The 21,624-nt window shown below is 66.1% G+C and carries 16 protein-coding genes; 2 read left to right on the forward strand and 14 right to left on the reverse strand.

Annotated features, from left to right (window positions below):
* The 13 genes from AZKH_RS14925 to AZKH_RS14985 all read right to left on the reverse strand — a co-directional run bounded on the left by AZKH_RS14925 (nucleotide 1) and on the right by AZKH_RS14985 (nucleotide 16,681).
* A complete protein-coding gene (locus AZKH_RS14925) occupies nucleotides 1-894 on the reverse strand; it encodes a hypothetical protein (protein ID WP_015436621.1) in 894 nt (297 codons plus the stop codon).
* Nucleotides 891-1,586 carry a S8 family serine peptidase gene (locus AZKH_RS14930; protein WP_015436622.1) on the reverse strand — a complete coding sequence of 232 codons (696 nt, stop codon included), beginning with the start codon at nucleotides 1,584-1,586 and terminating at the stop codon, nucleotides 891-893. The genes AZKH_RS14925 and AZKH_RS14930 overlap by 4 nt, the downstream gene beginning before the upstream one ends.
* Entirely contained in the window at nucleotides 1,583-3,301 is a 1,719-nt protein-coding gene (locus AZKH_RS14935; protein ID WP_041656227.1) for an ABC transporter ATP-binding protein, read from the reverse strand. The genes AZKH_RS14930 and AZKH_RS14935 overlap by 4 nt, the downstream gene beginning before the upstream one ends.
* 182 nt (nucleotides 3,302-3,483) lie before the next feature.
* Nucleotides 3,484-4,572 carry a quinohemoprotein amine dehydrogenase subunit beta gene (peaD, locus tag AZKH_RS14940; RefSeq protein WP_041656228.1) on the reverse strand — a complete coding sequence of 363 codons (1,089 nt, stop codon included), beginning with the start codon at nucleotides 4,570-4,572 and terminating at the stop codon, nucleotides 3,484-3,486.
* A gap of 3 nt (nucleotides 4,573-4,575) precedes the next feature.
* Nucleotides 4,576-4,896, reverse strand: coding sequence for a quinohemoprotein amine dehydrogenase subunit gamma (gene qhpC / locus AZKH_RS14945; RefSeq protein ID WP_015436625.1), 321 nt, complete (start codon nucleotides 4,894-4,896; stop codon nucleotides 4,576-4,578).
* Entirely contained in the window at nucleotides 4,893-6,320 is a 1,428-nt protein-coding gene (gene peaB, locus AZKH_RS14950; RefSeq protein WP_015436626.1) for a quinohemoprotein amine dehydrogenase maturation protein, read from the reverse strand. The genes qhpC and peaB overlap by 4 nt, the downstream gene beginning before the upstream one ends.
* Nucleotides 6,321-6,337: 17 nt before the next feature.
* Nucleotides 6,338-7,936: a quinohemoprotein amine dehydrogenase subunit alpha gene (gene peaA / locus AZKH_RS14955; RefSeq protein WP_015436627.1), complete on the reverse strand. Its 1,599-nt coding sequence runs from the start codon at nucleotides 7,934-7,936 to the stop codon at nucleotides 6,338-6,340.
* A gap of 61 nt (nucleotides 7,937-7,997) precedes the next feature.
* Nucleotides 7,998-9,500: an aldehyde dehydrogenase family protein gene (locus tag AZKH_RS14960; RefSeq protein ID WP_015436628.1), complete on the reverse strand. Its 1,503-nt coding sequence runs from the start codon at nucleotides 9,498-9,500 to the stop codon at nucleotides 7,998-8,000.
* 46 nt (nucleotides 9,501-9,546) lie between these two features.
* On the reverse strand, nucleotides 9,547-10,032 hold the full coding sequence (locus AZKH_RS14965) for a TerB family tellurite resistance protein (RefSeq protein ID WP_015436629.1): 486 nt from the start codon (nucleotides 10,030-10,032) through the stop codon (nucleotides 9,547-9,549).
* A gap of 16 nt (nucleotides 10,033-10,048) precedes the next feature.
* A complete protein-coding gene (locus AZKH_RS14970) occupies nucleotides 10,049-11,017 on the reverse strand; it encodes a YCF48-related protein (RefSeq protein WP_015436630.1) in 969 nt (322 codons plus the stop codon).
* A 12-nt stretch (nucleotides 11,018-11,029) separates the two neighbouring features.
* The gene (locus tag AZKH_RS14975) at nucleotides 11,030-13,393 is read right to left on the reverse strand and encodes an RND family transporter (RefSeq protein ID WP_015436631.1); all 2,364 of its coding nucleotides are present in this window, start codon (nucleotides 13,391-13,393) and stop codon (nucleotides 11,030-11,032) included.
* Between the two features lie 73 nt (nucleotides 13,394-13,466).
* Nucleotides 13,467-15,275 carry a DUF1302 domain-containing protein gene (locus tag AZKH_RS14980; protein WP_015436632.1) on the reverse strand — a complete coding sequence of 603 codons (1,809 nt, stop codon included), beginning with the start codon at nucleotides 15,273-15,275 and terminating at the stop codon, nucleotides 13,467-13,469.
* Between the two features lie 26 nt (nucleotides 15,276-15,301).
* On the reverse strand, nucleotides 15,302-16,681 hold the full coding sequence (locus AZKH_RS14985; protein ID WP_041656230.1) for a DUF1329 domain-containing protein: 1,380 nt from the start codon (nucleotides 16,679-16,681) through the stop codon (nucleotides 15,302-15,304).
* Nucleotides 16,682-16,959: 278 nt separating this feature from the next.
* On the opposite strand from AZKH_RS14985, the gene AZKH_RS14990 reads away from it, so the two are divergent.
* A complete protein-coding gene (locus AZKH_RS14990) occupies nucleotides 16,960-18,003 on the forward strand; it encodes a helix-turn-helix domain-containing protein (protein ID WP_015436634.1) in 1,044 nt (347 codons plus the stop codon).
* Nucleotides 18,004-18,025: 22 nt separating this feature from the next.
* Here AZKH_RS14990 and AZKH_RS14995 read toward each other — a convergent pair whose 3' ends face one another.
* On the reverse strand, nucleotides 18,026-20,128 hold the full coding sequence (locus AZKH_RS14995) for a methyl-accepting chemotaxis protein (protein WP_231874416.1): 2,103 nt from the start codon (nucleotides 20,126-20,128) through the stop codon (nucleotides 18,026-18,028).
* A gap of 187 nt (nucleotides 20,129-20,315) precedes the next feature.
* On the opposite strand from AZKH_RS14995, the gene AZKH_RS15000 reads away from it, so the two are divergent.
* Nucleotides 20,316-21,578: an HD-GYP domain-containing protein gene (locus AZKH_RS15000; protein ID WP_015436636.1), complete on the forward strand. Its 1,263-nt coding sequence runs from the start codon at nucleotides 20,316-20,318 to the stop codon at nucleotides 21,576-21,578.
* Nucleotides 21,579-21,624: the final 46 nt, after the last annotated feature.

Below are 21,624 nucleotides of genomic sequence, written 5' to 3' on the forward strand. Positions count from 1 at the left end.
TCAGGCTCCCGAAAGGACGATGCGGCTGACCCAGCCCTTTGCGACGGCTTCGGCGACGGCATGGGCCATCCCCTTCGCATGACGGTAGTACATCGTGTTGCCGCGCTGCGTGGTATGGAGTTCGTTCGTGCCGGGCCTTGCGCCGACTTCGGAGAAGCCGAGGCATTCGCGGCGGCATTTATGTCCCGGCGAGAATTTTTTCGGGGTGTCGACGGACAGCGAACCGAGCTTGCAGATGCGGCCCTTCGCGACGTAGCCGTAGGGCGCGCGGACACCGACCGGGAAGTCGATGCCGGCGTACATGTCGGCCGCGCCGAAGGGCGGGAAGTCGAGCTCGAGGCGACCGATGCCGAGGCCGTCGAGGATGTCGCGAAAGGGGCCGGCGCGCAGGCCGTTCGGGTACATGCGTGCCCAAGTTGCGGACGGCAGGCGCGGGTCTTTCAGCATCTTGCCGAGCAGGCGTCCCGCGACCGGGCGCAGATCCGGGAATTCGCGCTGCACGAGGCGAGCGACGCCCCAGTCGTTGACGGTGACTTCGGAGCCGCCAGGCAGGCGCGCGAGTGCGGCGCGCAGCGGATCGAACAGCCCGTCGCAGGCGATCGGCGTCACGAGGCCGAAGATCAGGCCCCAGCGCTCGCATAGGGCAACGGCGCGGTCGATCGCATCCGTGCTTGGGAGCAGATGCTCGCAGAATTCGCTGCCGAGGAAGAAATGCGTGGGCTCGGCGTCGTCCGGCAGGTGCACACAGTCGCGGGCGTCGCCGAGGCGGTCGAGGTAGTCCTCCCGCGTCAGGCGATCATGGCGGGCGAAGGCCGCGAGTTCGCGTTCGTCAACGAGCGCGAAGCCGAGCTCGATGGGGCCCGAGGCCTTCGGGACGGTCTGGGCGTGAGTCATGAGACGATCTCCGCGATGCCTTTGTATTCCCGTCCGCGCCAGTTGGCGCAAGCGGCGAGGTATTCGGCCAGCCCGTTCCGGCCGGCGCAGGGAAATCGTGCGAGCAGGCGGGCGACGATCCCGGTAAAGCGCGCGGTGGCCATGCTTGCGCCGCCGCGTGCATCGTCCGGACCAGCGGGGCAGCAGCCGTACAGCGCGCGGCCGGCAGTCTCGCGGTTCAGGAGCGACCACTGTCCCATCGCGCAACGCGCGTCGCCGCTCACCGAGAGCACGCCGGGATACGCGGCGGGGAAGACCGGCGTGCCGCGCGCAGGCGCCGCGGCGACGAGCACGACACCGCGCGCGATCGCACGGTCGCAGGCATCACGCAGCACGGCGCGGTCTTCCAGAAGTCCGAGGCTCAGGTTGATGACGCGAGCGCCCTCACCCACGCACCAGTCGATCGCGGTCGCGACGGCGCGCGGCGTCGGCTGGTGGTCGGGCGAAGCGACGCGCGCGTCGATCAGACCTGCGGATGGTTCGGCGGCAAGTACGAGTGCGGCGACCGCTTCGCCGTGCGGCAGGGTGCGGCCGGTCGCTGGTTCTCGCCTTACGTGGCCCTCCCCGTCCGTGACGAAGGACGCGCCCGCCTGAAGCGCCGTGGCCGGCACCCGCCCGAAACCGCCATCGACGATGCCGACCGTAACGCTCATACCGCCCTCAGCAATGGTGCGGCCGCACGGGCCGGCGAGTGTTCGACCAGCCTTCCGTCGTGCAGCTCGACGATGCGGTCGAGCGGGCCGACGGATGCGAGGTTGTGCGTGATCACGATGCGGGTACGCCCCGCGAAGACGCGATCGACGGCGGCGACGATCTCCTGCGCAACCGGCAGGTCGAGACCGGAGGTCGTCTCGTCGAGGATCAGTACCGCCGGATCCTGCAGGATCGCCCGGGCGAGCGCGATACGCAGCCGCTCGCCGCGGGACAAGGCCGAAGCCGAGGCGCCGACGGGTTTCGCGAGGCCCTCGCCGTGCGCGTACTTCGCGAGACCGGCCAGCGTGAGCGCACGCTGCAGTGCGGCTTCGTCCGCGTCGGGAGCGACGAAACGCAGGTTGTCGCGGATGCTGCCCGGCATCAGCACCGGATCCTGGTCAACGACGACGACGCGACGGCGCAGTTCGACGAGATCGAGCAGATCAAGGCGCACGCCGTCGAACAGGACACGACCCGCCTGCGGATCGTAGTGGCGCTGCAAGAGGTCGATCAGCGTCGATTTGCCGGCTCCGGACGCACCGACGAGCGCAATCTTGCTGCCAGCTGCCATTTCAAGGGAAGCATCGTCGAGCACGGTCTGCTCGCCGTATCCGAAACGCACCGCATCGAGCCGAAGCTCGCCGCGCACCGGCTCGGCCAAGGCCACTGGCTGCGCCGGAGACATGACAGTCGGGCGTTCGGCGGCGAGTTCCTGGATGCGCTGCAGGCTGACCTTCGCCCGCTGCCATCCCATGAAGACGCCGGCCAGCGTCTGCAGCGGGCCGGCAGCGCGCGTCGTATAGGCGATGAAGGCGACGACCACGCCGACCGACATCTCGCCCGCCGCGGCCATCGAGCCGCCGACGGCGAACACGAGGAGCACGCCGAGCCCGGACAGGATGCGCTGCACGCCGCCCGCGCCGAGCGACGCGAGTTGCGAACGGCGCAGCGCCGCGAAGTAGTCGCCGTGGTGGGCGCGCAGGCCCGCTTCCTGACGTTTGGCCGCATTGGCGGCCTGGATGAACTTCATCGCGCGCAGCGATTCGACGAAGAAGCTCGACATTGCCGCGCTCTGCTTACGCAGCGCCTGCGTGCTCTTTTCGAGCCAGGGCCGCGTGAACATCAGTGCCGCGACCTGAAGCGGCACCAGTGCAAACACGACCGCCGTCAGCAAGGGACTCAACGACAGCATCAGCGCCATCGCGACGACGAGCGAAAAGGCGCCGTTGAGCAGCGCCATCGGTGCGTCGATCGCGAAACGCTGCACTTCCGCGACATCACCGTCGAGCCGCGACAGGATCTCGCCGCCGCGCGTGCGGGCGTAGTAGGTCGGGGCGAGCGTCTGAAGGTGACGATAAACCTGCTCGCGCAGGCCGAATAGCACGTGGGCCGAGAGCTTCAGGTAGGTGAGCCGGGACACCGTCTCGACGACCACACCCCCTATCATCAAGACCAGGAACGCCGCACAAAGCTGCAGCACCAGATCCGTCCGTCCGCCGACGATGCCGTCATCGACGAGGCGCTGGGTCAAATACGGCGGCAGCAACGCCGCCGCGGATCCGACGCAAGACAGCAGCACGACTCCGCCGACGGCCCCCGTGCGCTCGCGGATCATCGGCCAGGCCCATCGAAGCGCCTGAAGTGGCAACGAATTCCCTTCGCGAAACGAGATCACCCTGCCCTCCCTCCACGCAATACCACCCGCTCGCCAGCGGCACGAAGCCTCACCCACCTCCACGGCGGCCCCCGACGGGCGGAACTTCGCGCCGAGGCGTCCGCCACGCGTTCAACGAGGTGCGGAGTGCCGCCCGTCGGGGGCGGATTCGAGCTTCGACGACCCATCGCCCAAGCCCCGGCTCAGCGCTTCACCACCCGCATCCAACCGATTGACTGGTCGGCGCCGCCGGGCATCTTGATGTCGCCCTTCTTCTCGAGCGTCACCGCGTCGTAGATGGACACCTTGTCGAGTGCTCCCCCGACATAGACGTCCTTGCCATCGCCCGAGATGTTGACCGCGTAATAGGTCTGCGGCAGTTCGACGCGCTTGATCAGCTTGCCGGTGTCGGTGTCGACCTTGCTGAGCTGGTTCATCACCAGGAAGGCTTCGTTGTGCGCAGCCGGGTTGACCACCGACGAGAACATCACGGTTGTCGCGTTCTCGAACTCCTTGACCTTCAGCGTCTCGGCATCGAGATCGAAGGTCGCGATACCGGCCTTGAAGGCTTCGGGCGAATCGGGCGCGGCGTCGGTCTTGGCGACGAAGTAAGGCGTCGACAACACGCGGGCCTGCTCGAAAGTGCCCCACATCGCGAGCACGTCCGGCTCGCCCATGCCTGGGCGCTCCCAGTGCCGGATCGGGAAGGTCTTCTCGATCTTGCCGGTCTTGGTGTTGAAGAGATACATGTCCCAGCCGAGCGCCAGCAGGTGGTCCGGATTGCCGGTCGGCGCGAGCAGGCTGATGCGGCGCGGCGCCGGGAAGCTGCGGCGCGGCTTCGCGTTCATGCCATCGGCGGTGTCGAAGACGGCGATGTAGGTATCCTCGACCTTGTACTCGGAGCGTCCGAGCTGGACCGGCGCCTGGTGCGCGTAGAGTTCCTTGCCGTCCTCGCTGACCGCGACGGCGAAGAAGCCTTTCACCCGCCGTTGCGGCGTCGAGAAGTCGGCGCGGAACACCGGCTTGCCGGTGTCGAGATCGACGCCGACGACGCTCTCCATGCGATTCGTGAGCACGTAAGCGACCTTTCCGTCCTTCGGCACGGATATCGCGCCGGGGATGCCATCTCCCGGCAGCACAATCGTGCGGATCACCTCCCGCTTCTCGGGATCGACGATGTGCAGGTTGTTCGGGCGCGTGACGGTCAGGAGGTATTCCTTCGCGAACGCCGGCAGCGAAGCGGCGGCGCAGCACAGCACAACGAGCGCCTTCTTGATGGGCAGCATCCTCATCACTCAGTCTCCCGGGAAAAGCGTTTGGAGTTCGCGCCAGTCGCGCAGCGCCGAGTTCTTGCCGTCGGTCCAGTCGCGCGCCGTGTTGAGGCTGTCGGCGAGTTGGGCCGGCCACCAGCAGGGGTCGGTGCAGCCGTAGAGGTCGGCCTCCATCGGCTGGCACAGGCTCGCCAGGCCACCGAAGGCGTCGACTTCCCAGCCGGGGTCGAAGGTGGTGGTGCAGCCGACCACGCTGCTCATCAGTTGCACTTCCTCGCGGTGGCCGTCGGTGGCCGCCTGTTCGATCAGGTGCGCCTTATGGTTCAGGGCTCGCAGTCGTTTCATTGCAGGGCACTCCTTTGTTCGAGGGCGGCGTTGAAGAACGCCGGATTGGCGAGCGCGATCTCGCCGAAGGCCTCCAACCCGAAAGCCGTCCATTCGCGGATCTGGTCGCAGTATTCGAAGGTCGGCTGGAAGGGGTCGCCGCTCCGCGAATAGGACTCGTGGTAGCAACCGCCGGCGCAGAGGCTGCGCGCCGGGCAGACTTGGCAGGCGCTGTGCGGGGCCTGGGCGCGAGTCATGAAGGCGGACAGCGAATCGCGGGCTATGCCGCTCTCGACGTCGCCGAAGGTCTGCAATTCGGAGCCGGTGAAGCGGTGGCACAGCGAGATCTTGCCGCTGGTGCCGACCGCCAGCAGGCCGACGCCGGCACCGCAGGGCAGCACCTTGCGGGTGCCCATCCACAGGTCGGTCATCAGCTGCTGCATGTTGCCGAAGCCATGGCGGCGGCCACGCTTGGCCTCGCTGATGTACTCGCGGCCGAGCGCCTTGAAGGCTTCGAAGACCGTGTCGAGCTCTTCACGCGTCAGGCCGACCGGCGAATCCGGGCCAGCCGTCGCTGGGGCGAAACCGACTTCGAAGAAGCCCAGCTCGTCGTGCAGGTGCTTGTAGATACCGGCGACGTCGAGGTTGCCGCTTGCGAGCGTGACGCGCGCGCCGACTGGCTTCGACTTGTAGCGCTCCAGCAGCCGCTTCACACGCATCGCGACCGTCTTGTAGGTGCCGCCGCCCGCGATCGTGCGGCGATGGCGGTCGTGCTGCGCCTGGTCGCCGTCGATGCTGACGGTGATGCCGAAACGGTGTGCGTCGAGGAAGGCGATGACCTCGTCGGTGAGCAGCGTCGCGTTGGTCGTCAGCGAGAACTCGACGGTCTTGCCGACCACCGCGGCCTTTTCCTCGGCGTATTCGACGAGATCGCGGATCACCGCAATGCGGGTCAGCGGTTCGCCGCCGAAAAAGACGATGCCGACGCGCTCGTTCTCGCTCGCCTCTTCCATCAAGAGATCGATCGAGCGTGAGCCGGTCTGGAAGTCCATCACCGAGGAGTTCTTCGGCGAGGTCAGGTCTTCGCGATAGCAGTAACTGCAGCCGAGGTTGCAGCCGGTCGTCAGCGTCAGCACGAGCGTCTTCAGCGGCGAGCGCTCGACGACGCGCGCCGGGATCTCGTAGTGCTTCGGTTGCGGCGCGACGATGCCGAGGTCGATGAAGTCGCTCAGGCTGTCGCACAGCTCGGCCGGGGTGTAGCGGCCGTCGAAGCGGCTCTGGATGTCGTCCGGGCTGACCGCCGGGCTCGTCTCGAACAGTCCGAGCAGATCGGCTGCCGCCGGGTCGAGCTCGAAGATCGAGGTCGTCGGCACGTGCAGCAGCACCTGCCGGTCGCCCTTGCGGATCGCACGGTAATTGTGGGGTTGGATTTGAAGCGTTGCCATGTTCTCTCTCCTGACGCCTAGCGCAGCGCGGTGGGGTTCCAGCGCTGGACCGTGACCACCAGCTGGCCCTTTGCGTTGAGCTGACGATCGCCGTCCGCGACGCTCGCCACGACCGAAAGGTTGCCGACATTGTTGAGGCCGCGGCGATTCGGGTTCGGGCCCGCGAAAGCCGGCAGGAACTGACCGTGCGGCTCGAGGTGGCCGGCGTACTTGAGATCCTCGTCGTGCTTCGCCCGCTCATCGAAAGGCTCGGCCGACCAAGTCGCAGGCACGCTGCCGAGACGGATATCGTCCTCCGTGCCGGGTTTGCCGTCCGGCCCGTTGAGGAAGGCGACCGCGTCGAACTGCGCGGATACCGGAGGATTCGTGCCGCCGCCGAGTCGCGCAATGCCGAACGCGGGCTCGACGCGCACCGAATCGATCTGCCGGTACACCGCGAGCGCCTGCCCCGAGTCGCGGCCACCGACGGCGACCTTGTGCACGCCCTGCGGCGCATCGGCCGCGACCTTCACACGCAGCTTCAGCGCGTCGGCCGACTTACCGAGCCATTCGACGACTTCGACGCCCGGCCCGAGATCGACCTTGGGATCGAGCCCCGCGCCCGCGACCGTCACGGTCGCCGTCTCGCCCGCGCGCAGCATCTTCGGGCTGACCGAGACGACGGCATTCTTCGCCGCCTTGTCGGCCCGCACCGCCTCGAAGCTCGCGCCGATTTCCTCGGCATTCTTCAGGAACCAGCGGCCGGCGATCCGCGAACCGTCCTCGCTCATCGCAAACACCGAGCGCGTGTCCTCGTTGCCGAGCCGTGCCGAACCGCGCCACTCGTAACCGGTGTAGATCACCGCATCGCCGTGACCGCGCACGGTGTTGCCGGCGCCGAAGCGCAGCTCGTAGCGGACTTCGTACTTGTCCTTGCCCTTCGGCACGGCAGTCATCGTGCCCGTGTAGGCGCCCCAGCCCGGACGCTCACCGGCGACGACCCAGCGCCCGTCGGCCGGACGATGCTTCGTTCGCGCCCAGTCGCGCCACGCATCGGTGTTCTTCGGATACAGACCGGCAAGCTTGGACGGGAGCTGGTCGCGTGCGATCTCCCACCAGTTGCGGTCACGCCCAAGGGCCGAATATTCGGCGCTCGGAAACTGCCCGAGGTGGGTGTGCATGAGCTTGAGCCATTCGCCTTCGTCACGCCGCTGCAGGGCGACACGGCCGAAGCTGTGGCAGCGCCCGCACATCTGTGCGAATTCTTCGCTCGGAGGCGTGTCCTGCATGTTCGGCCGGCGCTCCATCAGGAAGCGGAACGCGGCGCTCTCGGACGGCGCGAGCCCCTGGCGGTCGGCGAGGTACTTCACGACCGCACGCCGCTCGTCGGGCGTCAGGTCCACCTTGTGCCAGACGCCCATCCGCACGACCGTCATGTCCCAGCCTTCGGGCGACTTGCGGATCTCAGGGATGCGCGTCAGCTTGCCGGCCTCGAGGTGGCAGCTCGCGCATTTCTTGTCGATAACGTCGCGACCGGGATCATCGGCCGCGTGCGCGATCATCGCACCGCTCATGCCAATCGCCATTGCAAGGGCACGGACGATGGGCAAACGCTTGTTCTTGGTCTCAGCCTTCACTTCTGTCTCCACTTTCCAGTTGCGCCGCCCCGTCGATTGCCACGAGGCGGCAGCAGGAGCCTCACAGCGCCATGATCACGGACTTGGATTCGGTGTACAGATCAAGCACCGCGCGCCCCATCTCGCGACCGATGCCGGACTGCTTGAAGCCGCCGAAAGGCATCGCGTTGTCGAGAATGTTGTGGCAGTTCACCCACACGGTGCCGGCCTGAATCTTCGGGATCAGGCGATGCACGCGCGCGAGGTCGTTCGACCAGATGCTCGCGGCGAGGCCGTAGGGCGTGTCGTTCGCGCGGCGCGCAACCTCGTCGAGATCGTCGTAAGGCATGGCGACGACAACCGGCCCGAAGATCTCTTCGCGCACGACCTTCATGTCGTCCGTCGTATCGACCAGCACCGTCGGCTTCACGAAGTAGCCCGCGCCCTCGCCCGCCGCGCCGCCGGTCGCCGCGCGCGCACCTTCCGCAAAGCCACTCTCGATGTAGCCGAGCACACGCTTTTGCTGCGTGGCCGACACGAGCGGCCCGATCTGCGTCGTCGGGTCGATACCGGCACCGATCTTCATGCTCGATGCGATGCCGGCCAGCCCTTCGACGACCTGCTCGAAGCGGCTCTTATGCACGAAGAGGCGCGAACCGGCCGTGCACACCTGGCCCTGGTTGAAGAAGATCGCCTGCGCCGCACCCGCGGCCGCCTGGCTGACGTCCGCGTCGTCGAGCACGATCACCGGGCTCTTGCCGCCCAGTTCCAGCGACACTCGCGTCATGTTGTCGAGTGCCGCCTTGCCAACGAGCTTGCCGATCTCGGTCGAGCCGGTGAAGGCGACCTTTTCGATACCCTTGTGCGACGCGAGCGCCGCTCCGGCCGTGTGGCCGAGGCCGGTGACGACGTTCAGCACGCCCGCCGGGTAGCCCGCCTCGAGCGCGAGCTCCGCGAAGCGCAGCGCGGAGAGCGGCGTCTCCTCGGCGGGCTTCAGCACCATCGTGCAGCCTGTCGCCAGCGCCGGCGCAACCTTCCACGCCGCCATCAGCAGCGGGAAGTTCCACGGGATGATCGCGCCGACGACGCCGACCGGCTCGCGCCGCGTGAAGCCGAAGAACTCGCGGTCGCGGATGATCGGCACCGACACATCCATTGTCGAACCTTCGATCTTCGTCGCCCAGCCCGCCATGTAGCGCAGGAAATCGATCACCAGCGCGACGTCGACGTGACGCGCCATCGTCACCGGCTTGCCGTTGTCGAGCGACTCGATCTCGGCCAGTTCCTGCGCGTTCGCCTCGACGAGGTCGGCAAATTTCAGCAACAGGCGCTCGCGGTCGACCGGACGCATCTTCGCCCAGTCGCCGGACTCGAAGGCACGCCGTGCGGCCGCGACAGCGCGGTCGATATCGGCCGTCCCGCCCGCCGGCACCTCGGTGAATTTTTCGCCACAGGCCGGATCGATCACCGGCAGCGTCTCGCCGCTCGCCGCATCGACCCATTCGCCACCGATCAGCATCCGCTGCTGCCGCTCCAGAAAACGACGCGTCCCTTCACCCAGCAGTTGTCCGTTGTAACGTTCCATCAGTCTGTCTCCGTTGTCGGTTGGTCTTCGTTATTCGTGCGGCGGCTCATTCGCCCGCCCGCGCGCTGTCGCGCAATAGATCCACGCGCGCGACGGCCTCGGCGCGCGCCGCATCCGCAGCCTCGCTCGTCAGCTCCAGCTGTTCGGTGAGACGGTTGATCAGCCTGTCCTCGAGCCGTGCGAGGTCGCCATCGACGTAGGCCACTTCCCACAGCATCGCGAGCACCTCCTGGCGCTCTTCGGGATCGAAGCCCGAGCGCACCGCCTCGGCGAACTCCCAGTCGTCGAGCACCTCCGCGAAACGCTCCTCGGCCACCGCGACCAACTCCTGCGCCATCTGCTCCGGCAGATGGAAGTGCTCGCGCAATAGCCGGATCACCGCGGCGTGTTCCGCGTCGCTCGCGCGGTGATCGACGTACATCGCCTCCAGCAGCAGGGCCGCGACCGCGATCTGGCGCCGTTCGAACGGGCCGGTCTCGATCCCCTCCGCGTGCACTTCACCTGCCAGCAGCGCCACCAGTTTCTTCAGCATGCGTCGGTCTCCCCGCTCAATGCGCGCCGTCCAGGCGCTCGACACCCAGTTGCCCGGCCACCACCGTTGCCCCCGCTGCGCTCGTCGCGATCGCCGCCAGGTTCTGCCGGTCCTGCCGGATCTCCAGCGCGAGCGGCGAACCGCTCTTGCCGCGCAACACCACCCCGCCCGCACCGACGACCACCAATCCGCCATCGGCCAGCGCGACCGCCGAGGTCAGCGACTGCTCGGTCCCGGTCGCAAGCGGATGCCAGCTTTGCCCGCCGTCGCGGCTGACGATCACCTTGCCGCTCATGCCTAGCAGCAAAATCTCGCCGTCCTTGCCTTCCAGTCCGCTCCACAGCGATCCGGAAACGCCCGTCGTAAGCTTCGTCCAGGTCTCCCCGCGGTCGGTCGAGCGGAAGGCGCCGCCGGACTCGGCCGCGATGAAGAGCTTCCCGTCCCGCGTGCCGAAGATCTGGTTAAGGTGCAGGTCGCCGTCGTGGCCGCTGCCGACCTTCATCGGCCGCCAGCTCTGACCGCCATCCGTCGTCAGCATCGCGGTACCGTAAGCGCCGGTGACGTAGCCGCGCTGCGCGTCACTGAAAAACACGGACAGCAGCACCGGATTGCCGTCGACCGCCCCCAGCGATTGCCAGTTAGCGCCACCGTCGCTGCTCGCGAGCACGATGCCCCCGTGACCGACCGCCCAGCCGTGCGTGTCATCGACGAAATACACCGCCGTCAGCAGCGTGCTCACCGGTACCGCCGCCTGCTTCCAGGTTTTGCCGTCGTCGGTCGAACGCACGACGGTGCCATAGTCGCCCACCGCCACCAGCGCATTGCCGGCACGCACGACGCCCGTCACGGGCACCTTAGCCGCGAGCCGCGCCGTCATCGCCGGCGTCGGCTGGCGCGATGCCTCGCTCGTCGCCGCCATCGCCAGCACCGCGCCGCACATCACCGCACCGAGCAGCAGCGGACGCACGAATCCTTTTCTTTTCATCGCCCTCTCCTCTCAGTGCGCCATCAGCGGCACGCGGACCGGGCCGCGCCGCGGGATCAGCATGTCGATCGTGATCGCGAGCGCCGGCAGCAGCGTGATCGCCATGATCATGTTCACCATGAACATGAAGGTCAGCAGCATCCCCATGTCGGCCTGGAACTTCAGCGCCGAGAACGACCAGGTCGCCACCCCCACCGACAGCGTCACCGCAGTGAAGACGGTCGCCACGCCGATCTCGCGCAGCGCCTGCTTGAAGGCGGTCACGATGTCCTCGCCGTGCGCGAGGTGCATTTGCAGCCGGTTGTAGATGTAGAAGGCGTAATCGACGCCGATCCCGACCGCCAGCACCATCACCGGCAGCGTCGCGACCGTCAGGCCGATGTCGAGCGACTTCATGAACCAGTAGCCGAGGAAGGTCGCCAGCGTCAGCGGCAGGCAGCACGCGACCATCGCGCGCCAGTCGCGATACACCGCGAACACCAGCACGAGGATCGTGGCGTACACATAGAGCATCATCGGCAGCTCCGAATGCTCGACCACCTCGTTGGTCGCCGCCTGCACGCCCGCGTTGCCGCTCGCAAGCCGCACCGTGACGCCCTCGAAAGGCTGGGTCTCGCGGAAGTGCTTCACCGCGGCGACGACTTCCTTGATCGTCGAAGCCTTGTGGTCGGCGAGATAGAGGTTCACCGGCAGCACCGTGCAGTCCGCGTTGAAGAGCCGCATCCCTTCCGGCACCTGGCGCACCGCTTCGCCCAGCGTCAGCTCCTCCGCGGGCAGCGCCGCCCACTTCGGATTGCCTTCATTGACGCCCGACGCGGCAAGCTTGGTCATGCTCGGCAGCGACTGCGCCGACAGCACGCCCGGCACGTTCGCGAGATACCAGGTCAGCCGATCGACGTGCGTCATGATGTCGTGGCGATAGCAGCCGTCGGCCGGCGACTCGACCACCACCGTCAGCATGTCCAGCCCCAGCGCGTAACGCGCGACCACCGCCTCGACGTCCTGGTTGTAGCGAGAATCGTTGTGCAGCTCCGGCGCCCCCGGCAGCACGTGGCCGACATGGCGTCCCTGGCTCTGCCACACTGCGACCGCCAACAGCACGAAGCACAGGATCGTGCCGATCGCCGCGTTGCGCGGGCTCGCCACATGCACGCCCAAGGACGCCATCATGCGATTGCGCAACGCCTCGACCTTGCTCGCGCGCTCGACGAAGCGGTCGTCGAAGCGGAAGTAGCTCGCCATCACCGGCAGCATGATCAGGTTCGTCACGATCTTGTACGCGACACCAACCGAAGCCGTGATCGCCAGCTCGCGGATCATCGGGATCGGCACCAGCACCAGCGTCGCGAAGCCGACGAAGGCCGTGATCAGCGCGAGCGTTCCCGGCACCAGCAGGCCGGTGAAGCTGCGGCTCGCGGCCGTATAGCCGTCGGCGCCGTTGATCACTTCCTTGGCGATGTAATTGACCTGCTGGATGCCATGCGACACCCCGATCGCGAACACCAGGAAAGGCACCAGGATCGCGAGCGGATCCAGCCCGAAGCCCAGCAGCGTGATCGTGCCGAACTGCCACACGACGGACACCAGCGAGCACGACAACGGCAGCAGCGTCAGCACGATCGAGCGGGTGTACCAGTACACCGCGCCGGCGGTCAGCACGAAGGCGAGCGCGAAGAACTCGATCACGCTCGTCGCGCCTTCCGAGATGTCGCCCATCTGCTTCGCGAAGCCGATGATGCGCACGCGCGTGTCGGCGTCGCTGAATGCGCCGCGGATCTCGCGCTCGAGGCGCTGGCTGAACTCCGAGTAATCCAGCCGCTCGCCCGTCTGAGGATCGGGGTCCGCCAGCTCTGCGACCACCATCGCCGACGACGAATCGTTCGCGACGAGGCTGCCGATGAAGCCGCCGACGATCGTGCGCTCGCGGATCGCCGTGATGTTCTCCGGCGTCAGCGCCTTCACCGTCACGTCGCCGCCGATCACGTCCTCGGCCTTCATGCCTTCCTCGGTGATCTGTACGGCCCGCGTGTTCGGCGTCCACAGGGACGTCACCGTCCGGCGGTCGACGCCCTTCATGAAGAACAGCGCCTGCGTGACGTCATACAGCTTCGTCAGCGCCTTCTCGTTCCAGATGTCGCCGTTCTTCGCCTCGACCGTGACGATGATGCGGTTCGCGCCGAACAGCACCTCGCGGTACTGGTTGAAGGTCTGGACGTACTCGTGGTTCTGCGGCAATTGTTTGTCGAAGCCCGCACTCATGTGCAGGCGTGAGGCGAACACCGCCATCACGGCAGTGAAGCCCAGCAACGCGAGCAGGATCAGCAAGCGATGCCGGAAGCAGACCCGCTGCAGGGTCAGCACCAGTTTCTCGATCATGTTGGGTATCCGGTTGGCCGGCCGCCGCGCGAGCGCACTCCCGCCGCGGCCGGCGTTCTTCTCTCTGGGCGAATCAGAACGAATAGGAGATGCTGGCCGACAGGAAGTCCCGGTCGCGCATCAGGTTGTTGCGCCCGCCGCCTTCGAAGGTGACCCACTGGATCGCACCCTTCCACGCATCGTGGTAGTTCGCGAACAGCGACAGCGTCAGCGCCTTGCGCCCCTCGACGAAGGGCAGCGCGTTCGGCGTCGTGCCGTGCACGTCGTGGTACCAGTCGATCTGCGGCGTCAGCGTGACCCCCGAACCCCACACGTTCGGGTAGTTCAGCGCGGCCTCGACGACGTAGCCCCACGACGTCTTGTCCGGCAGCGAGTAGTCGGGCAGGAAGTACGGCGTGCGGCCGCTGCGGTCGAGCCCCGGATAGTGCGCGACCGCCGCTTCCGCAAGGATGAAGCCGTCGCTCGCCCCCGCCGCCTTCGCGATGCCGCCGAGCGGATCGTTATGCGAGAAGGTGTAGAAGCCCGTCAGGTGGAACTGATACTTCTCCTCCTCGACGAAGCCCGGGTTGCTGCCGTGCTCATACACGCTGTACTTGTTTGACGGCCCGCCGAAGATGTTGCCGAAGGGCACCGTCGGGTCGATGCCGACGCTGTCCTTCGGCCGGTACGATAGCTCCGCCCCCACCGCGATGTTGGCGATCTTGGTGTTCGCCGAAATCGCGTACAGGTCCTTGTCCTCACCGTACGCGAGGAAGTAGCCCGTGACCGCCCCCGAGGTGTTGCCGGTGAAGCCCAGGAAGGGCAGCTTGTCGTGGTAGCGTTGGTAGGTGAAGGCGAACTCGGTATCGATCGGCTCGGCGGTATAACGGAAGTTCACGCCGTACTGGCCGCCGTGCTTCGGCTTGTTCACCCCACGGAACGGAATCGCCAACCCCGCAGCGACCGAGTCGGAATCCGACAGCCCCGAATTGTCGCCGCAGCGCCCGTTCGGCAGCCCCGCGCAGGCGCCCGGTCCGAAGAAGTCCTCGGCGATGCTGGTCGGCACGTAGGCCACGCGCCGTCCCTTGCCCAGCACGTCCGCAGTCGAGAAGAAAGTCCCCGACGGGTCGAACTTGAAGCCGTTCCACGCGAACTGGTAGTAGGCCTCCATGCCGAGGTTCTCGGTCAAGCCCAGCGAGCCCGACAGCATCGGCGCGGGCACGAAGATCTCCTTCAACTGCGTACCCGGCACGTGGAACTTCTGTAAGTCGATGGCGTTGATCTGGTTCACGCCGCCGATGATGAAGATGTCCTCGCCCCACGAGATCACCTGGTTGCCGAGCTTCACCTTGCCGCGCTGATCACCGACGGAGAATTCCTTCGCGATCCACAGATCCAGCATCGTCACGTCGCCCGACGCCTCGTTCGCGACCGAAGTGCGCCGCGTGTCGTCGGACTTCGTATCGGCAAACCAGTTGAAGCGCGCCAGCGCGCTCCAGCCGCCCGGATACTTCAGCGACAGGTCGTGCGTGCCCTTCAGCACGGCCGACACGATGTCGCCCTTCTTGTAGTTCAGGTCGCCATCATCGAAGTTCGTGAAGTTGAAGTCGGCGTTGGCGTAGCCCGTCCCGTTCGCGAGGTTGTAGGTCTTCGAGAGCTCGTTGTTGGTGCCGTTGTTGCAGCCGCCGCTGTCGTTGCCGATGATCTTGCAGTCACGCGACTGCAGGCGGCTCACCACGCCGTACGAGATCGTGCTGTCGAAGCTGCCCGACAACCCGTCCTCCGAACCGAAACGTACGGCCTGGCTGGCCGGGGACCACAACGCCGCGGCGATCGCCAGCGACAGCGTGGTCGGAGCAAGGGCGAGCGCGCCCCGACGATGCGAAATCGTCCTGGTCTTCATGGGGAAGTCTCCTGGTGGCTAGGGGGTCAGCGCTCGCCGCGGCGACGCATTTCGTCAGGCGTGAAGTTCGCGGCCGTCACGCGACCGTCCTTCCCTGCCGTCAGATCCAGCACCTCGCCCTCGGCCGTCCAGTTGTCGACCACGTAACGGCGCGCCACCAGGTCATACATCTGCGTCTCGTACGTGATGCACGCGCTCACGTCGGGAGCCGCCCACACGCTGCCTTCCTGCACGCGCCACAGGTTGCCCTTGGCGTCGTACATGTCCACCTGCAGCAACGCCCACGAATCCTCGTCGAAGTGGAAGACCCGCTTCGCGAAGGAATGCCGCTTGTCGCTCTTCACCGTCGCCTCGACGACCCACACTCGGTGGGGCTCGTAGCGCATGAGGTCGCGATTGACATACTCGGGTCCGAGCATGTCCTTGAACTTGTTCTTCTTGTCGATCAGCTTGTAGGAGTTGTACGGAACGAACATCTCCTTCTTGCCGACCAGCTTGTAGTCGTAGCGGTCGAGCGCGCCCGTGAACATATTGATCTGGTCGACGAAGTACAGGTTGTCGAAGCCGGCGATCGGATTGTCGTACGCGAAGGTCGGCGAGCGGCGCACACGGCGCTGGCCCGGGAAGTAGATCCACGCGTCTTGCGGCTTGTCGATGTAGGCGTGGATCAGGTAGCCCTCGCCTGCGCGGGACGGCGGCGTCAGCACGTCGTACAGCAGCTTCGACTCCACCCCGCCGACGTCGGCCGGCCCCGTCACCTTCGGGTCGTTGAACGGGTACAACTCGTACGACCACTGCTTGTTCTCGACGTAGCTGCCATCCTTTTCCGGCATCAGCGCCGAAATCTGCGCCCGCCGCCCGAGGCCCGTGTAGCGCAGCTTGTAGTTCCACATCGCCTCGGCGCCGCTCTTCGGGATCGGGAACGGAATGCCCGCCCCGAACACCTGCTCGAGCTGCCATCCGTCCGCACCGATCTTCGCGGCGGTCGCGTTTTTCTTCGTCTGCGTCGCGACGAAATCCGGCACCGGACAGCTGCGGTGCGTCGGATACACATCCATCCGATAACCCTTGTACGCCTTGATCAACGCGATCTGCCCCGCGGACAGCTTGTCGGCGTACTTGTCGACGTTCGACGCATCGATCGAGAACAACGGCTTGTCGTCCTTGAACGGATCGAGCCGCCCCGGCTTCCAGCCCGCGGGAGCCTGCGTCATTCCACCCTTCCATGCGGGAATCGCCCCGTCCTTGCTGCCCTCGGCCTCCGCGCCGATCGGCGTCAGGGCCTTGCCCAATGCCGCCGCTTCGCTCTCCGACACCGCAGCCCCCGCCGCGGCGCTGCCGAGCACCGCGGCGACGGCCAGACAGATCAGGCCGAGGCGCGGCAAATTCCTTGTAGTAACGCTCATGTTCCCAGTCTCCTAACTCACGTAGTAGCTGCCAAAACCACCGCAGCCGCTGCCACACACTCCTGTGTAGTCATGCGTGCGGACCTCTTTGTGTCCTTTCATCGCATGAGTCGGATTCTAGGAACGCTCCCCCGCTGACCGTTATCCGAAATCGGCAACGCCGACTCGATACACGCCCCCCCTGTCGCCGGACTGACTTTTGTATTAGTGTTAAAAAAGAAAAAGGCCCAAAACCACAATAATTTGTCGCTCATTCCGGTCAGGAGAGACCAACGGAAATGAACACCTCGGCCCACCCCGCGCACGAAACCCCCGTGCCAGCCGCGGGGGATGACGCCTTCTCCGTCGTGCGCCTCGACACGCGCGACGCGGACGACCATGCGTCCTGCCTGCAGCACTGGAAGCAGCGCTACGACCAGCTGTCGGCCGGCAGCTTCAACGGTCGTTTCGACGAATACTGGTTCGGCGACATCCAAGTTTTCCGCGAACGGACCAACCAGGTCATCCATGAAGTGGGTTCGTCGTGGCAAGGCTCGCTGACCGTCGGCGTCCCGGTCGAAGTCGATGGAACCGGCTCCTTCTGCGGCACCCCCTGCGGCCAGGATTCGATCGTCACCCTGACCTCAGACGACGAGCTCGACTATCGCACTCCGCGCCTGCATGACATCGTCGCGGTCACCACCGACACCCAATCCTTTCTGGATTACGCGATGCGCGTCGAACATCGCGATCTGTCAGCCGAAATCGGCAAGCAGCGGGTCATCGACGCGACACCGGAGCAAGCCGCCAACCTGCGCGGCTTCCTCCTGACGGTGCTCACGAGCCTCGAAGCGACCCCCGGACTGCTGCGTCACCACCAGATGCGCAAGGGTCTCGAACAAGCCATTTTCGGCAGCCTGATCGCCGCGATCACGCCCGCCGACGAAAGCGCTCGGAACACGCCGCACTCACGGGCGCGACAGCTCATCGTCGGCCGCGCCCGCGAATACATGAGCACGCACATCGACGAACCGATCACCGTCGCCGATTTGTGCACCGAGCTGCAGGTTTCGCGCCGCACGCTGCAGTACAGCTTCCAGGACATCCTCAATCTCAATCCCGTCAGCTTCCTGCGCGCCATGCGCTTGAACGGGGTCCGCCGCGAACTCAAGCGCGCCAATCCGGGCACGAACCACGTCGCCGACATCGCCGCGCGCTGGGGCTTCTGGCACCTGTCGCACTTCGCGGCCGACTATAAGGCCATGTTCGGCGAACTGCCCTCGGACACCCTGCGACAGTCCGCCCGCATTCATCCGGCTTCCGGCTTCCCGGTCACCGTCTGAGGCACTCAGCCGGGCTGGCGATTCAGGAAACCCTGAATCGCGCCACGTCGCCCTGCAGGCTCTCGGCCAGCTCTTCCAAGCGATTAGCCGTGTGCAGGCTGCCTGCGGCCGATGAAGTGTTCTCCTCGGCCATCCTGGCAATTGTTTCCACGTTCCGCGCGATCTCGGTCGACGCGGAACTCTGCTCGCGCAAGGCCTCCGAGATCTCCGCCACGGTATCCACCACCCGTCCGGCCTCCTCGCGAATCAGCGCCATCGCCTTGCCCGCCTGCTGCGCCCTCTCGACACCCTCGTTCACGCGCACGACGCCATGGTTCATGCTTTGTACAGCAGCGCGGGCGCCTTGCTGAATCGCCCCCACCATCCCGGCGATTTCTTGCGTCGAATGCGTCGTCCGCTCGGCGAGCTTGCGCACCTCGTCCGCGACCACTGCAAATCCCCGCCCCTGTTCGCCCGCGCGCGCGGCCTCGATCGCCGCGTTCAGCGCAAGGAGGTTGGTCTGATCCGCAATTTCCTTGATTACGCCGACAATTGCAGATATCTGCTCCGAACTCTGTCCAAGCTCCTCGATGGTACGTGCGGACCCCGAAACCGACTCCGCAATATCGCCGATCTCCCGAATCACGGATTCGACGATCTCCCCGCCTTCGCCCGACAGCCGGCCCGACTTGCGCGCCAATTCGTTCGCGTTGCCGGCATTGGTCGCGATGTGATCGATGCCCACCGTCATCTCCTCCACCGCCGCCGCCATGCTGGACGCCGCCTCGCTCTGCCTTTGCGAGGCCGTGTCGACCTGCCGTGCCGAATCCAGCATGCCCCGCGCAGCCTCGGCCAGTTCGCCGGAATTGCGCTGAATCGAAGCGATGAGCCGTCCCATCGTCGCCGCCATCTCGTTGAAACTCCTGCTCACCATGCCGAGCTCGTCGCGCGCCTGGACGTCGACGCGCGCCGTCAGATCTCCTGCCGCGAGCCGTGCGCTCTCGTTGGACAGCCTGGTCACCCCGCCGATGATCGAAACATAGCTCCCGACCGACAGGTAGCCGATCACCGCCAGCACGACGAGCAACACGCCGATGTTGAAGTACAGGATGCGCGAGGCATGAGCGATACGATCGTTCAGCACTTCGTCCAGCGTCGGCAGCATGATCTCGTACGCCTGCTCGTAGCCCACGGTCATCGCGCCGGTCGCAAGGTCCAAATACGAGCTCGACAAGGTGACGAAGAAGTCGCCGCCCAGAATTTCCTGCACCACGCGCAACACTTCCTCGAGCCGCGTTTCGAACCCGTTCAGCGACGTCTCCAGCCGATCCTTCAGGTCCGGCCTCTGCGCCGAGATCTTGGCTACGTTAACTTTCAGGTCACGCAAAGCCGCGCGCACCTCGTTCGTCAGCACGAACAGCTCGGTACGTGCCGCGTCGTCCATGCTGCCGCGCGCCAGCACCGCCGCCCCCTTCGCACGCAAACGCCCCAGCCGCTCCAGCACGAAGGGGGTACGCACCACCGCCGTCGCCATCAGGTAATAGCTCTCCGCCTCAGGATCGAACGTCAGTCCATACCTGTCCGACAGCACGATCTGGTAGCTCAGCAGCGCATCGACCAGGCGTGTGTGAGCGCTCGTGTTCTCGGGCTGGCTCCAGCTCAGCCCGTCGCGCTGCAGCGTCCCCCACTGCGCCCGCACATCCTTCCACGCCGGATCTGTGCGGTCCGCCTCGGGCAAGGCCTTGTCGAGCACCGCGAATGCCTCGTCGACCGCCTTTTCGGTCTCCTTGCGGCGATCGGACATTGCCGTCAGCCCACCCAGCAATGCCGCGGACAAGCCGCGATGCTGCTGCACGAGCTCCACCGTCTTAAGCAGCGGGCGCGCCAGGCCCGACGCAACCAACTCGCTGCGCGAACGCTCGATGGTCGTATTGAGCTGGTTCGCCAGCGTCACCATCAGAACCACGAAGGCGGCGAAGATGATCGAACCGATCAATCCGAATTTTGCCCGATAGGACAGCCGGTTCATTATCGCCACCGCGGGCAGGAACAATCCTTTCATAAGAGCCTCCATGGGCCGCCTCTCTCTGTGTTTTTTGGGGGAAGGAATGATGGCCGAAATGGTCGTCGGCGTCAGTCGCTCCACAGCACCCTACACGAAGAATAGTACAAAGGCCTTCGGATATTATTCCCATGGGATAAATCAAGAAACCGCCAGCCGGACCGGGTTCACGACCTCAGCGCCATGTGCCGCTCCCGAAATGCTAGTATTCCTGGTCCGCCACTCTGCGCATCAGCGTTTGGCCCGAGCCTCACCCCCACACAGCGACAACATGCTCTTCAATTCCGTCAACGAGCACTGCCTCAACAGCATCGTGGAACTCTCCGAGACCCGCACCGTCGAGGCCTCGGAAGACATCTACGACGAGCGCGGCATGAAGCTCTGGGCGAAGGGCAAGCCCGTTTCGGCCGAGCTCCAGGAAAAGCTGTTGCGCCGCAAGCTCGCTAAGCCGCTCGAGGCAACCCTCGCGGTCGACGGCGCAGTGGCGTTCGGCGACGTCGTCGGCGCTTGCCGCGCCCGGCTCGACGAAAACCCGCTATTCCGCCGCATCGTGAATCGCGATGCCATCTCCCTGATCAACAGCATGCGCAACACGGCGCTCCCGCAGCCGCTGCGCCTGCTGCTCACCTCGGCACACGCCAAGGGCAGCAACGCCTTCAAGCACGCCATCGGGACGATCCTGGTGAGTGCCGGCATCGCGGCACGGCTCTCGGTGAGCGAGCACGAGGCGCAGCACCTGCTGATGGCCGCGCTGCTGCATGACCTGGGGGAGATGTACATCAACCCCGATTACCTGCGCGACAGCTACCGCTTGCCGCCGGCAGAATGGAAGCACGTCGCCAGCCACCCGCGCATCGGGCAGTTGCTGATCGCCGAGCTCACGACGCTGCCCGCGATCGTCGGCCAGTGCGTCGCCCAGCACCACGAACGGCTCGACGGCAGCGGCTACCCCAATCAGCTCGAGCGCAGCAAGCACCACCGCCTCGGCAGCTGGCTTGCCGTCGCCGACTCCGTTGCAGCGATCCTGTCGCGCGGCGACGCGGGTGCACCGCTGCGTGCCGCGCTGGCGCTGCGCATCGTGCCCGAGGAATTCGACCACGACGCCGTTGCCGTCATCACCCAGGCACTGCGCCACGGCGACGACAGTTTCGGCACACCGGCCGACGGCGGCTTCGTCGCAGGGGTCAAGGCCAGCATGGGACGCGTCATTACCACGATCCGCCGCGCCGAATCGCTCCGGGCCACGGCCGCAACCCCCTTCCTGCGCCAGACTGCGGAAAGCGCGCTGCTGCTTCTCTACAACCTCGACAAGTCGCTACGCTCCACCGGCGTCGTCGAAGCAGCCACGTTGGGCGCCGACGTCCTCGACGCCGAAGTCGTCGCCGAGATCAACCTGGTGGTCCGCGAGGTCGACTGGCGCATGCGCAACCTCGCCCGCAACCTGCACCTGCGTGCGGAAGCCCACGACGACAAGAACTGCCTGCAGCAACTGTCTCCGCTGATCGGCACACTCGACGGCACCGCGCCAAGCTAGTCCGCCCCCTGCCCGGGCGGATGCGGGCTAAACTGTGACAGTGACA

The organism is Azoarcus sp. KH32C (assembly GCF_000349945.1).
Lineage (GTDB): Bacteria > Pseudomonadota > Gammaproteobacteria > Burkholderiales > Rhodocyclaceae > Aromatoleum.

What these genes read in the sequence shown, in the direction of transcription:
- peaB (WP_015436626.1), bottom strand. Translation starts at nt 6,320, where the DNA reads ATGGCAACGCTTCAAATCCAACCCCACAATTACCGTGCGATCCGCAAG.
- AZKH_RS14960 (WP_015436628.1), bottom strand. Translation starts at nt 9,500, where the DNA reads ATGGAACGTTACAACGGACAACTGCTGGGTGAAGGGACGCGTCGTTTT.
- AZKH_RS15000 (WP_015436636.1), top strand. Translation starts at nt 20,316, where the DNA reads ATGCTCTTCAATTCCGTCAACGAGCACTGCCTCAACAGCATCGTGGAA.
- peaD (WP_041656228.1), bottom strand. Translation starts at nt 4,572, where the DNA reads ATGAGGATGCTGCCCATCAAGAAGGCGCTCGTTGTGCTGTGCTGCGCC.
- AZKH_RS14985 (WP_041656230.1), bottom strand. Translation starts at nt 16,681, where the DNA reads ATGAGCGTTACTACAAGGAATTTGCCGCGCCTCGGCCTGATCTGTCTG.
- AZKH_RS14980 (WP_015436632.1), bottom strand. Translation starts at nt 15,275, where the DNA reads ATGAAGACCAGGACGATTTCGCATCGTCGGGGCGCGCTCGCCCTTGCT.
- qhpC (WP_015436625.1), bottom strand. Translation starts at nt 4,896, where the DNA reads ATGAAACGACTGCGAGCCCTGAACCATAAGGCGCACCTGATCGAACAG.
- AZKH_RS14925 (WP_015436621.1), bottom strand. Translation starts at nt 894, where the DNA reads ATGACTCACGCCCAGACCGTCCCGAAGGCCTCGGGCCCCATCGAGCTC.
- AZKH_RS14970 (WP_015436630.1), bottom strand. Translation starts at nt 11,017, where the DNA reads ATGAAAAGAAAAGGATTCGTGCGTCCGCTGCTGCTCGGTGCGGTGATG.
- AZKH_RS14975 (WP_015436631.1), bottom strand. Translation starts at nt 13,393, where the DNA reads ATGATCGAGAAACTGGTGCTGACCCTGCAGCGGGTCTGCTTCCGGCAT.
- AZKH_RS14965 (WP_015436629.1), bottom strand. Translation starts at nt 10,032, where the DNA reads ATGCTGAAGAAACTGGTGGCGCTGCTGGCAGGTGAAGTGCACGCGGAG.
- AZKH_RS14990 (WP_015436634.1), top strand. Translation starts at nt 16,960, where the DNA reads ATGAACACCTCGGCCCACCCCGCGCACGAAACCCCCGTGCCAGCCGCG.
- AZKH_RS14930 (WP_015436622.1), bottom strand. Translation starts at nt 1,586, where the DNA reads ATGAGCGTTACGGTCGGCATCGTCGATGGCGGTTTCGGGCGGGTGCCG.